The following is a 12,291-nucleotide window of genomic DNA, read 5'->3' as shown; positions in this document are numbered from 1 at the left end:
CCCGGTCGAATGACCGGGCCGTTTCTTTATTGGGGCTATGAATTCATGCTGTACAAGTCGGACAACATGCCGTTTCAAACCTGTACAAGTCGGACGATCAGATCAGTTCCCTGAATTTCGCTCTGCCTCGATCTCGCGCCACTTTGCGACGTTGCGATTGTGCTCTTGCAGGGTCTCTGCAAAGGCATGACCACCGGTCCCGTCTGCAACGAAGAAGATGAAATCCGTGTTGTCAGGTGCCACCGCAGCCTCAAGGCTCGCAAGACCCGGATTGGCGATCGGGGTGGGCGGTAACCCCTCGATGACATAGGTGTTCCAAGGCGTCGCGCGGCGCAGTTCGCTTTGCCGCAATCCGCGACCCAAGGTGCCCTGCCCCTTGGTCACGCCATAGATCACGGTCGGGTCAGTCTGCAGCCTCATACCTTGGTTCAGACGATTAACGAAAACGCTGGCCACTTGGCCGCGCTCTTCCGGTTGACCCGTTTCTTTTTCGATGATCGAAGCCAGAACCAGCATCTCTTCAGGGCTGTTCAAAGGCAAACCGTCCTGACGCCCCTCCCACGCCGCATTTATTCTAAGCTGCTGTTTTTCCTGCATTTCAGCAAGAATTGCATTCCGATCTTCACCGGGCCTGACCTCGTAGCTATCAGGGGCCAACATCCCTTCGGCGGGCAATTCGGCCACCTCGCCGGTCAGTAAATCCATCGCTTTCAGCGACTCGACAATCTGCCAACTAGTGACGCCTTCGGCCAGAGAAATGCGATAGCGCGTATCCGCCTCGCCGCGTTTTTCTGCATAGGCTTCAGGCGCTTCCTCTTCACCGACTACGAAGGATGCGACTTCGTCGAAGTCCAGTGTCGCCGGGTTCAGTTCGCGCACGCGGGTCTGCATACGGGTCACACCGATGCGGTATTCGATTTCGGTCCCGCAGGTGCTGGCGCCGCTATGGGTTATGTCGTCGACGATTTGTTCCATCGACGCGCCTTCGCGAACCAGAAAACTACCCGCTTTCAGCTGCTGAGATTTGTCTGCGTAATCAGCAGCTAAGCGGAAAATCAATCCGCTGCTGATCGCACCCTGATCCTCTAGATCACGGCTGACTCTTGTCATGTTAGAGCCCGGCTTTACCTGCAGGCAGATCGCAGTTTCTAGGGGACCTTCGGACTTGTATTGCGACTGCCCCCACAGGATGACGCCACCCATCAGGAACAGGCCAACGATCAGAATAGTCAACGCGTTCGAAGCGAGCGCTCGCCACATTTAGCTGACCTTTCCGAAGATCACACTTGCGTTGGTGCCACCAAATCCGAACGAGTTTGACAAGGCCACATTGATCTCACGCTCGCGCTTGGCATTCGGGGCCAGATCGATCGGAGTTTCAACCGCCGGGTTGTCCAGATTGATGGTCGGCGGGGCGACCTGATCGCGGATCGCAAGGATCGAGAAGATTGCCTCAATCGCGCCAGCAGCGCCCAGCAGATGACCGGTGGCCGATTTGGTCGAGGTCATGGTCGCGTTGCTGGCGTGATCCCCCAGCAGGCGCTCGACCGCGCCCAATTCAATCGTATCCGCCATGGTCGAAGTGCCATGCGCGTTGATGTAGTCTAGGTCCTTCGGCTCAAGCCCCGCGCTGCGCAGCGCTGCTTTCATCGAGCGTTCGGCCCCGTCGCCATCCTCAGACGGAGCAGTGATGTGATAGGCGTCGCCGGACATACCGTAACCCAGCACCTCCGCGTAAATTTTCGCACCACGAGCTTTAGCGTGTTCGTAATCCTCAAGAACCACGATACCCGCGCCCTCACCCATGACGAAACCGTCGCGGTCAATATCATAGGGGCGGCTCGCCTTCTTAGGATCATCGGCATATTTGGTCGACAAGGCCTTGCAGGCGTTGAAGCCTGCGATACCGATTTCGCAGATGCAGCCCTCGCCACCGCCCGCGATCATCACGTCTGCATCTCCGGCGCGGATGATGCGGCTGGCGTCGCCGATCGCATGAGCACCGGTCGAGCACGCGGTCACGACAGAGTGGTTCGGCCCCTTAAATCCATGCCGGATCGATACCTGACCCGAGGCCAGATTGATCAGAGCGCCCGGAATAAAGAACGGTGACACTCGACGCGGACCCTTGTCACGGATCAGATTTGCTGTGTTGGCAATCGACCCAAGTCCGCCAATACCCGATCCGATCAGAACGCCCGTGCGCAGGCGGTCTTCTTCGTCCTCGGGCAGCCAATTGGCATCCTTGCAGGCCATCTCGGCAGCCGCGATCGAATAGAGGATGAAATCCTCAATCTTGCGCTGCTCTTTCGGTGGCATCCAATCATCGGGATTGAACGTCCCGTCGGTGCCATCCCCGCGCGGCACTTCGCAGGCATAGGTCGTGGTGACCCCGCTTGCCTCAGCGTCGAAATGTGTGATCGGGCCCGCACCAGACTCGCCGTCCAGCAGCCGCGACCATGTTTCCTCAACCCCACTGGCCAAAGGAGTGACCAATCCAAGACCGGTTACGACGACTCTGCGCATGAAGTGCCTCTTGCCTGCTTCCTGTTATGAGAACCGCTCATACCCCGGCCCGGGGTGCGGGGGCAAGAGCAACGGCAGAATCTGGCTCGGTATCCCCAAACCGGAAATCGTTCAAAACTCTGCCATTTAATCTAAAATGCGTGAAAAAGTGAAAACCCGACCGACATCAAGCATATAACGGCCGGGTTTTCTGTTGCGCTATGTTTACTGGAATTCAGCGACCGGCTCATGCGCCGATTTTGCAACTTCCAACGCTTCGGACAAATCAACTGTTTTGCGGAACAGTGCGCGACCAACGATTGCACCTGAAATATTCGATATATAGGCAAGGCGCGAAATATCATCTGCAGTACGGACGACGCCGCTTGCAATGATCGGTGTGCGTGATTTCTCGGCGAGACCCGAGATCAGCCCCAGCTGCGCCTCGACATCTTCCATGTCGCTATCGATGTCAGTGACCAAAATGGCCGCAAATGGTGTATCTGCAAATGCTTCAATGAACGCTTCCGGTGTAAAGGCGCTCTGGCTTCGCCAACCTTCGGTCATCACCTGGCCTTGCCAGACATCAACCGCCAATACGATCTGATCAGGATACAGCTTAGCCAGTTCTTTGACCAATTGAGGGTCCCAGGCCGCCAACGTCCCGATTACGATTCGTCCAGCGCCTTTGTTGATCCAATATTCAACCTGCTCGCGCGTCCGCATGCCACCGGCCAACTGCACGGACATCTCGGACGAACGAATGATCTCTTCAACCAGCTCTGCATTGGTGTCACGTCCTTCGATGGCATCGAAGTCCGTCAGTTGCATCCATGCTGCGCCTGCAGCCGACCAGCTTCGCGCGGTCTCTACCGGATTCACATGCCAGATCATCGCGTCATCCAGGCGCCCCTTGTCCAGCGTCACACAGCGACCGTTCTGTAGTTCCATCGTGGGATAAATTCTCATGAGCCTTTTCCTCCGCTCACTCAAATGGCAATACCACGATACCATATCTCCGCCGCCCCTCCCATCTTTTCCCGGGATCGGCAAAGTAAATGCCGTTTGCGGCATTGCTCAAGTATAAGTGTTTCAGACCCGCGCCGGAGGTCCATCACGGCGAAACAAATGAACCGCCGTGTCAAGATACTCCGCCTCACGCAGCAGCTTGTAGCCCAACTTCTCAGCCAGTCGCTGAGACGTTGCGTGGTCCGCATCAATCAGCGCGACAAGCGGGCCGGGTATGACGCGATCGAACCAGTCATGCGCAGCTTGTGCGGCTTCGCGCCCGTACCCCTGCCCTTGCAATTCTGGGTCCAGAACCCACCCTGCTTCGGGGAAGCCATCAAAATCCTCTCCAAGCTCGCGGTTGCCGAAAAAGAACCCGGCCTGCCCGATCAAAGTGCGATTCGATTGCAGCATCACACCCCATTGACCGAAACCGGTCATCTGCCAGTGGCCAGCGTTGCGCAAGAAGGAATCCCAGGCCTCGCCACGCGTCTTCGGGGTGCCACCGATATGGCGCACAACTTTCGGATCACGCCAGATCTCGGCGAAACGGTTGAAATCCTCGGGGCGCATCGCACACAAGGTCAGACGCGCCGTATTGATCATCGGGATGGATCTTATCATGCCCTTACCCGCTCATTTTTTGCCTCAAGCGCCAGATTGCGAATTCTCAACAGATCAAGGCAAGTGCGAATTACGTCAGGCAAAAAAAAACGGCGCTTCCGTTGCCCGGAAGCGCCGCTTTTGTCTTCGAACGATAAGCTTAGGAAGCTTCGCTGATGAATTTGACCGCGTCGCCAAAGGTCTGGATGGTCTCGGCAGCGTCGTCTGGAATCTCGATGCCGAACTCTTCTTCGAACGCCATTACCAACTCAACGGTGTCCAGGCTGTCTGCGCCCAGATCGTCGATGAACGAGGCGTTTTCAGCAACCTTGTCCTCTTCAACACCCAGGTGCTCAACAACGATCTTCTTTACGCGATCTGCGACGTCGCTCATGTCTATTCCTCATTTCATTTCAGGGCTGTCCGCCCGGTTCTGCCCTTGCCCGTTCGGGATGGACTGGTTTTGCCCTTTCCGGGCGGTTTGGGTCCCGGGTCCCCGGGAAATCAGAGAACCGGCCCTTGGACCGGTTCCTGCGCATATGCGCCGCCTATAGCACAGACAACGCACAAGGCAAACGCTTTCGCATCCGCCCCGAATTGCGATTACAACATGGCCATACCGCCGTTCACATGCAAGGTGCTTCCGGTAACATAACCTGCTTCGGGGCTTGCGAGATACAGCACAGCGGCTGCGATTTCCTGCGGATCACCCATCCGACCGGCCGGAACCTTGAGCAGCAGACCCTTCTTTTGCTCATCCGTCAGCTTCTCGGTCATTGCGGTGGTGATGAAGCCCGGCGCAACTGCGTTCACGGTGATCCCACGGGTCGCAACCTCATGGGCCAGCGCTTTGGAAAAGCCGATCATACCAGCCTTGGAGGCGGCATAGTTCGCCTGACCCGGGTTCCCGATCGCGGCTACAACGGACGAAACATTCACGATCCGGCCCCAGCGCGCCTTCATCATGCCGCGGATCACTCCTTTGCACAGCTTCATCGTGGCGGTCATGTTCACGTCGATCACGCTCTGCCATTCTTCATCCGACATGCGCATGAACAGGTTGTCGCGCGTGATGCCTGCGTTGTTGACCAGAATATCAACCGAGCCCATCGCCTCAGCCGCCTGTTTCGGCAGGGCCTCGACGGCTTCGGGATCGCTCAGGTTACAAGGCAGGACATGTGCGCGTTCACCGAGGCTTTCAGCCAACGCTTGCAGAGGCTCCACGCGCGTTCCGGATAGGCCAACTGTGGCACCAGCGTCGTACAGCGCGCGGGCGATATCGCCGCCAATGCCACCCGACGCGCCAGTGATCAGCGCATTCTTACCTGTCAAATCAAACATCTATGTTTCCTCTCTGGCCGCCGAAATCCAGCGACTGTCCTTTGTTTATGCGCCGGGGTTAACGGCTTTTTGTACATCCTCGGGCGTCCCGACCGCTGTGCAGGCCAGAGCACGATCGATCTTGCGGATCATGCCCGACAAAGCTTTACCCGCGCCAATCTCCCACGCCTCAGTCACACCTTGCGCGACCATGTACTGCACGCTTTCGCGCCACCGAACCGAGCCGGTGACCTGTTCAACCAGCAACTGACGGATCACATCCGGGTCAGTCACAGCCTCGGCGCGCACATTGGCGATCAGCGGCACGGCAGGTGCCTTGATTTCCACAGAAGCCAAAGCTTCTGCCATTACATCTGCAGCAGGTTGCATCAGCGCGCAGTGAAATGGAGCACTTACCGGCAACATAATTGCGCGTTTGGCGCCTTTTTCCTTGGCGATCTCGGCTGCGCGCTCAACAGCGGCCTTTGAACCAGACACGACAACCTGAGTCGGATCGTTGTCATTGGCAGCCTGACAAACTTCTCCCTGCGCGGCCTCTTCGGCCACCAGACGCACTGCTTCTAGGTCCAGACCCAAGACTGCGGCCATTGCGCCTTCACCTACTGGTACAGCGCTTTGCATCGCCTGTCCGCGCGTCCGCAACAGCCGTGCGGTATCAGCAACCGACAAAGCACCGGCAGCGGCCAAAGCCGAGTATTCACCCAGCGAGTGTCCCGCCACATAGGACGCCATCGAGATTGACGCCCCTTCAGCCTCCAGTGCACGCATCGCTGCCATCGATGTCGCCATCAACGCAGGCTGGGCATTTTGCGTCAGCGTCAATTCAGCAATATCGCCTTCCCAGATCAGATCGCTCAGCTTTTCGCCCAAGGCCTCATCGACCTCATCGAAAATGGCGCGCGCGGCGGGATAGGCGTCGGCCAGTGCTTTGCCCATTCCGATGGTCTGGGCGCCCTGCCCCGGGAAAACGAATGCGCGTGTCATTGCAACCTCATGGATGACGTTAGATTGCGGCGGGGTGTAAACTGACTGACGACGCTGCACAAGCGTTGCATGCGTTCTGCATCAGGACACCTTGACTGTGCATTTCTCCGCCTTGTGTCCGCACAGCATCCCTTTAACTTACCCGCAACCCAGAAATGCGGAGAGCTAAACAATGCCCCTGACAAATACCCAGTCCAGCTATGGTGGTGTAACCAAAGCATTTCATTGGTTGACTGCACTGCTGATCCTGACGGCTCTGCCACTGGGTTGGTTCGCGAATGAACTGGCCCACGCGATATATGATCCAAACATCCAAACGACCGAGGATGATATCGCCCGCGCGGCCCGGCTATTTTCGTTGCATAAGACCGTCGGGGTCACCGTGTTCTTCGTGGCTCTGGCACGAATCCTCTGGGCTCTAAACCAAACAAAACCCGGTCTGCTCAACGCCGATAACAAGCCCGAGGCCTTTGCCGCCGAAACCGTGCACTGGTTACTTTACGGTTCGCTGATACTGGTTCCACTCAGTGGCTGGATCCACCACGCCGCCGCCGAAGGCTTTGCCCCAATTCTCTGGCCGTTCGGTCAGAACCTGCCGTTTGTTCCAAAATCGGCATTTCTCGCCGAGCTAACCGCCGCCTTTCATTGGTTATTCATCTTGGTCCTGGCCGGATCGCTCTTGCTACATATCGCGGGCGCGTTGAAACACCATGTCGTGGACAGAGACAGCACTCTGCGCCGCATGCTGCCGGGTCGGTCCGAGGCGCCACAGCCACCAGCACAGCACCATTCGACCGTACCCGCGTTTGCCGCTTTAGCAATATGGGCTGCAGTGCTCGTGGGCGGCTGGGCCACTGGCGAGTTTGACGACCACGGCAAAGCCTCGGTGGACACTGCAGAGCTTGAAGATGTCCAATCAGAGTGGGAAGTTGAGGAAGGCACCCTGTCGATCACGATTTCCCAGTTGGGGAGCCCGGTGACCGGTGAATTCGCCGACTGGACTGCGGCGATTGCGTTCGAGGACCCCACCGAACCGGGACTGGCGGGATCGGTCGATGTGACCATTGCGATCGGATCACTCAGCCTTGGTACGGTCACCGATCAGGCGATGGGTGCGGATTTCTTCGACAGCAAGACATTTCCCACGGCTCAATTCAAAGCTGATCTTCTCAAAACAGAAACAGGCTACGAAGCACGTGGGCCTCTGACGATCCGGGATAAATCGGTTGATGTTGTTCTGCCGTTCACGCTGGAGATTGCGGACGACGAAGCGACCATGTCCGGCAGTCTGGAGCTCAACCGCATGGATTTCAACGTCGGCACATCGCAACCCACTGAAGATTCGTTAGGCTTCACTGTCGCTGTCACAGTTGAATTGACGGCAGAGCGCGACCAGGAATGAAAAAACCGCCGGAGGGTTGCCTCCGGCGGTAATAGAGTTCGTCAACGTCGAATTAGTCGGCCTTCTGGGCCTCTACCGAAATGCGAACCTCGACTTCGTCGCTGACAAAGGGTGCAAACTGGCCAAGATCGAACTCGCTGCGCACCAGTGTTGTGGTGGCGTCAAAACCGGCCCAGGGTTTGCCCGCCATTGGGTGTTCGCCCACTTGGTTCAGCTTGGCGTCCAGTACGACCGATTTCGTAACACCGTTCATGGTCAGATCGCCCGTGATGTTGGCAGTGTTTTCGCCGGTAACTTCAATACCAGTAGAGGTAAACGTGATTAGATCACCCTCAGTCACGCCGAAGAAATCTTCGGTCATGAAGTGGTCTTGACGCGGCTTCCAGCCCGTGAACATCTCAACAACTGGCATCGACACATTCACGCTTGAAGCAGCGGGGTTCTCCTGATCAAACATGATCTCGCCTTCAAAGCCCGAGAACATACCGTAGGTGGTCGAAAAACCCAGATGGTTGTAGTTGAAGATGATCTGGCTATGGCTTGGATCCAGAGTATATTTTTCAGCGCTGGCAAATGCAGTCGTGGCCGAAACAGCCAGAGCAGCGGCAAGAAGGGTGGATTTCATAACAATCTCCGCAATGGTGTTGTCGCAAACCGGGTGGGTTGCTCACCAACAAAAATGTGCTGCCCAAGGGCAGCACACAAGTTTTTTTGATTCACAGAATCTGTTCCTTTTTGAACAGAATAAAATTCAGGCGAAAATTGTTACGTTCTGGCTGAGTTGACCTTTCAGCGCTGAGCTGACATCGGCCGATTGCAGCGGCAGCTTCATCAGCAGGCTGCCATCCACATCAAACAATTCAACCTGATCATCCGCAAATCGTGCACCGCCCAGCGAGTCGTAGCTGCGGCGCAGAACCGTTTGCGGCCGACCGTTTTCATTCTTCTGCAAAATGCGAACTTCGCGGCGGATCGGATCAAAATAGGCATCTGGGCGTGAATCCATGACCTCGATGGTCAGCAGGCTGACGCCAACAATTAGGAACATCATCGATGCGGCCAGTTTGATCGGCCAAACTTCGGCCCCCATGACAGAGCCAGGCATAAGCCACATTGAAAATGCCGAGAGGATCAGAAAAGCCCCTACGACACGCATAAGAACGATCCGTGCGCGCCAGTTCGGCGCGAAGGTAATCAGAACGGGAACTGATTTCTCAAATGCTGCGCGAGACGCAGATTGTTCAAAAGTGTTTGTGTTCATGACGGCCATTGTCTTGCCCTGTCTAATTTTTCCAAACTGCCGGGTACTCCGGTCTTCATGAACAACCTCGGGGCGAAAAGCGTCAGGAATTGGGCACACCAAAGGAAATTGGGCGACTTCACCAAGGCATCCATGGCAGGGCTTGCCCCGACCGCGCAAACGTGTATACGGGGCCATCCTTCGCAAAGGTTATGAATCGCGCAGCCTCTCGTGGCAGGGTCGCGAAGGACCAATGACCCCGCCTTTGAAATGCGCCTTGATATAAACAGGAGTGCACATGCCACTGTATGAGCATGTAATGATCGCGCGTCAGGATCTGTCCAACGCGCAGGCAGAAAGCCTTGTCGAACATTTCGGCACCGTTCTGGCTGACAACGGCGGCAACGTCGTCGACAGCGAGTACTGGGGCGTTAAGACGATGGCTTATAAGATCAACAAGAACCGCAAAGGCCACTATGCCTTTCTGAAAACCGATGCCCCTTCGGGCGCGGTTCAGGAAATGGAACGCCTGATGCGCTTGCATGACGACGTTATGCGCGTTCTGACCATCAAGGTCGACGAGCACAACGAGGGCCCCTCGGTCCAGATGCAAAAGCGCGATGAGCGCGAAGGTCGCCGCGAGCGCCGCTGATCAACGCCTGACGAAAGGACATAACCCATGGCCGCAAAACCATTTTTCCGCCGCCGCAAGGTCTGCCCGTTCTCGGGTGAGAACGCGCCGAAAATCGACTACAAAGACACCCGTCTGCTGCAGCGCTACATCTCAGAGCGCGGCAAGATCGTACCTTCGCGCATCACCGCCGTTTCGGCGAAAAAGCAGCGTGAACTGGCCCGTGCTATCAAGCGCGCCCGCTTCCTCGCCCTGCTGCCCTACGCCGTGAAGTAAGGAGAGACTGACATGCAAGTTATCCTTCTGGAACGCGTTGCGAAACTGGGTCAGATGGGCGACGTCGTTGACGTCAAGCCCGGCTACGCCCGCAACTTCCTGCTGCCTCAGGGCAAAGCACTGAGCGCATCCGAATCGAACATCGCATCGTTCGAGGCCCAGAAAGCGCAGCTTGAAGCACGCAACCTGGAAACCAAGAAAGAAGCTGAAGCGCTGGCTGAAAAGCTGGACGGTCAGCAGTTCATCGTGATTCGCTCGGCGTCAGATGCCGGCGCTCTTTACGGTTCGGTCACCCCGCGTGACGCTGCAGACGCGGCGACCGACGCAGGCTTCACCGTCGACAAGAAACAGATTGTCCTGATCGCGCCGATCAAAGAACTGGGTCTTCACTCGCTGGCAGTCAAACTGCACCCCGAGGTTGAAGTCGAGATCAAGATGAACGTTGCCCGTTCGGAAGAAGAAGCCGAACTGCAGGCATCGGGTAAATCGATTCAGGAACTGGCTGCTGAAGAAGAAGCCGCCGCTGAATTCGAAATCGCTGAACTCTTTGACGACATCGGCTCGGCTGCGTCGGATGACGATGAGTTGGTCGCCGAAGAAGCTCCGGCTGAAGAAGACGAAGCCAAAGCCTGATCCGGCTGTTTCTACGAATCCAAAGGGCCGCACTTATGTGCGGCCTTTTTTGTTTTCTTATCGCCACCAGCAAGATTTAGCCCGATTGATCGCCTAGACTTGCGGACCGGCGAAGGTTTCATATCATCGCCCTTCGATATCAGGAGCATGTACATGACCCCTCTCCTTCGCCGCAGCGTTTTGACCTTGTTGCTCATTGCGCCACTTGCCGCCTGTGGTGGCCCAAACGCTTCAGGTGGCACCGACACCTCCGACCCGCCCCTCTATCCCAATGAGACGCCGGAACTGCGTGCCTCGATCAACAAATGGGCCGATCACTATGAGCTTCCACGAGAGTTGGTGCACAAACTTGCCATCCGCGAAAGCACACATCGCCCCTGGGCGGTGAACCGCCCCTACTATGGGCTGCTGCAGATCCTGCCTGCGACCGCGCGATCTATGGGCTATGCTGGTAATGCCCAGGGATTGCTGGACGCAGACACAAATCTGGAATTTGCAGGTAAATACCTACGCGGCGCCTGGCTATTGTCGGACGGCGATCAACAGCGCGCTATTTTTCTCTATGCGAAAGGGTATTACCCCGAAGCTAAGAAGAGGGGTATGCTAGTTGAAACCGGCCTAGTTTCCGCCACAAAATAGACGTTATTAATGCGCATTCACCTCGTAAAGTATGCGCATAACCACTCAAACACCCGATAAACTTCGGAATGGGCACCACAAATCTGACATTGACCTGAGCAAAGGACGCCATAAAGATGTGCACCAAAGGCACATTTCCCTTTAAAAGGCAGACATTTCCCCTAGCTGCTTGTCATGATATGGGAAATGTGGTGTCCTTGTTGACGTCAGGGAAGACAGTATCTTTTTTCCTGGATAAGGGATCCGCCCGCTCACTCGGGTCTAGCTGGTCGTTGCCGTATGGATATTGTTGATCTCAGCACCCTTCCAGAACAGGATACTCGATATGACGAGTTCCTGCGCCAAGTCTGTGACAAGTACGAAATGGACCACGCAGCCTATGCGGGTATGAACCCTGCTGCGGGGACGATCCACGGCCACGTGACTTATGGGGACGACTGGAAAACCCACTATCAAGAGCAAGGCCTGCACCTGATCGATCCGACGCTGCACATGAGCCAGCGCAGCATCGCCCCGGTCGATTGGAGCCGTCTGGAACGCGGCAAGGATTTCCAGCGCGTTTTCCGTGATGCACATGATTTTGGCATTCCAGATCAGGGCATTACGATTCCTGTGCGCGGGCCGTACGGAGATATCGGCCTGCTCAGCGCCGTGCGTGAATGCAGCCGGGAAGAGTGGAAGAAACTGGTGCCCAACGTGATAAGTGACCTGCAATCTTTGGCCGTACACATTCATGACAACGTCATGACGTCGGATACAATCAGCCGAATGCTGTACCACCCGACCCTCTCCAGCCGCGAGTTGGAGATTTTGCAATGGGCCGCGGCAGGCAAATCACAGCAGGATATCGGCGATATTCTGTCGATTTCGCACCGTACGGTTGAGGTGCACTTGCGCTCTTCTCGCGAAAAGCTTAATGCACTGACGACTCCGCAGGCCGTCGGTCGCGCCATCGGAATCGGCTTAATCTACCCAGGGTAAAGCCAAATCTTGCCAAAATTGGGCTAAAAAAAGCCAATATTACGGGAA

General features: G+C 56.3%; 15 protein-coding genes. 6 read left to right on the top strand and 9 right to left on the bottom strand.

Annotated features, from left to right (window positions below):
• Window positions 1–102 precede the first annotated feature (102 nt).
• The 7 genes from mltG to fabD all read right to left on the bottom strand — a co-directional run bounded on the left by mltG (window position 103) and on the right by fabD (window position 6,441).
• Window positions 103–1,260, bottom strand: a complete 1,158-nt coding sequence (mltG, locus tag ACR0MQ_RS06345; protein ID WP_480606721.1) for an endolytic transglycosylase MltG — start codon at window positions 1,258–1,260, stop codon at window positions 103–105.
• Window positions 1,261–2,526 carry a beta-ketoacyl-ACP synthase II gene (fabF, locus tag ACR0MQ_RS06340; protein WP_170540584.1) on the bottom strand — a complete coding sequence of 422 codons (1,266 nt, stop codon included), beginning with the start codon at window positions 2,524–2,526 and terminating at the stop codon, window positions 1,261–1,263.
• A gap of 204 nt (window positions 2,527–2,730) precedes the next feature.
• Window positions 2,731–3,474, bottom strand: a complete 744-nt coding sequence (locus ACR0MQ_RS06335; RefSeq protein ID WP_010442089.1) for a 1-(5-phosphoribosyl)-5-[(5-phosphoribosylamino)methylideneamino]imidazole-4-carboxamide isomerase — start codon at window positions 3,472–3,474, stop codon at window positions 2,731–2,733.
• 123 nt (window positions 3,475–3,597) lie between these two features.
• Window positions 3,598–4,137 carry a GNAT family N-acetyltransferase gene (locus ACR0MQ_RS06330; protein ID WP_170540590.1) on the bottom strand — a complete coding sequence of 180 codons (540 nt, stop codon included), beginning with the start codon at window positions 4,135–4,137 and terminating at the stop codon, window positions 3,598–3,600.
• A 139-nt stretch (window positions 4,138–4,276) separates the two neighbouring features.
• Window positions 4,277–4,510 carry an acyl carrier protein gene (locus tag ACR0MQ_RS06325; protein WP_008756330.1) on the bottom strand — a complete coding sequence of 78 codons (234 nt, stop codon included), beginning with the start codon at window positions 4,508–4,510 and terminating at the stop codon, window positions 4,277–4,279.
• Window positions 4,511–4,719: 209 nt separating this feature from the next.
• Complete coding sequence (gene fabG / locus ACR0MQ_RS06320) at window positions 4,720–5,457, bottom strand: 3-oxoacyl-[acyl-carrier-protein] reductase (RefSeq protein WP_170585173.1); 738 nt, start codon at window positions 5,455–5,457, stop codon at window positions 4,720–4,722.
• Window positions 5,458–5,502: 45 nt separating this feature from the next.
• Window positions 5,503–6,441, bottom strand: a complete 939-nt coding sequence (gene fabD, locus ACR0MQ_RS06315) for an ACP S-malonyltransferase (protein ID WP_480606716.1) — start codon at window positions 6,439–6,441, stop codon at window positions 5,503–5,505.
• 172 nt (window positions 6,442–6,613) lie between these two features.
• Here fabD and ACR0MQ_RS06310 point away from each other — a divergent pair, with 172 nt between their 5' ends.
• Window positions 6,614–7,843: a cytochrome b/b6 domain-containing protein gene (locus ACR0MQ_RS06310; protein ID WP_480606713.1), complete on the top strand. Its 1,230-nt coding sequence runs from the start codon at window positions 6,614–6,616 to the stop codon at window positions 7,841–7,843.
• 52 nt (window positions 7,844–7,895) lie between these two features.
• On the opposite strand, the gene ACR0MQ_RS06305 is transcribed toward ACR0MQ_RS06310, so the two are convergent.
• Together ACR0MQ_RS06305 and ACR0MQ_RS06300 are read right to left on the bottom strand one after the other, a co-directional pair.
• Window positions 7,896–8,468 (bottom strand): YceI family protein, encoded by a 573-nt coding sequence (locus ACR0MQ_RS06305; protein WP_480606711.1) that lies wholly within the window; start codon window positions 8,466–8,468, stop codon window positions 7,896–7,898.
• A 126-nt stretch (window positions 8,469–8,594) separates the two neighbouring features.
• Window positions 8,595–9,113, bottom strand: a complete 519-nt coding sequence (locus tag ACR0MQ_RS06300; RefSeq protein WP_010442083.1) for a hypothetical protein — start codon at window positions 9,111–9,113, stop codon at window positions 8,595–8,597.
• A 268-nt stretch (window positions 9,114–9,381) separates the two neighbouring features.
• On the opposite strand from ACR0MQ_RS06300, the gene rpsF reads away from it, so the two are divergent.
• The 5 genes from rpsF to ACR0MQ_RS06275 all read left to right on the top strand — a co-directional run bounded on the left by rpsF (window position 9,382) and on the right by ACR0MQ_RS06275 (window position 12,243).
• Window positions 9,382–9,735 carry a 30S ribosomal protein S6 gene (gene rpsF / locus ACR0MQ_RS06295; RefSeq protein WP_029622013.1) on the top strand — a complete coding sequence of 118 codons (354 nt, stop codon included), beginning with the start codon at window positions 9,382–9,384 and terminating at the stop codon, window positions 9,733–9,735.
• Between the two features lie 27 nt (window positions 9,736–9,762).
• Entirely contained in the window at window positions 9,763–9,990 is a 228-nt protein-coding gene (gene rpsR, locus ACR0MQ_RS06290; RefSeq protein WP_005608650.1) for a 30S ribosomal protein S18, read from the top strand.
• A gap of 12 nt (window positions 9,991–10,002) precedes the next feature.
• Window positions 10,003–10,623, top strand: a complete 621-nt coding sequence (rplI, locus tag ACR0MQ_RS06285; protein ID WP_010442081.1) for a 50S ribosomal protein L9 — start codon at window positions 10,003–10,005, stop codon at window positions 10,621–10,623.
• Between the two features lie 153 nt (window positions 10,624–10,776).
• Entirely contained in the window at window positions 10,777–11,262 is a 486-nt protein-coding gene (locus ACR0MQ_RS06280; protein WP_010442080.1) for a lytic transglycosylase domain-containing protein, read from the top strand.
• Window positions 11,263–11,541: 279 nt separating this feature from the next.
• Window positions 11,542–12,243 carry a LuxR family transcriptional regulator gene (locus ACR0MQ_RS06275; RefSeq protein WP_170472255.1) on the top strand — a complete coding sequence of 234 codons (702 nt, stop codon included), beginning with the start codon at window positions 11,542–11,544 and terminating at the stop codon, window positions 12,241–12,243.
• Window positions 12,244–12,291: the final 48 nt, after the last annotated feature.

The organism is Ruegeria sp. AN6 (assembly GCF_056540425.1).
Note: the sequence above shows the minus strand (reverse complement) of the source record. Positions and strands in the feature narration are given on the sequence as shown.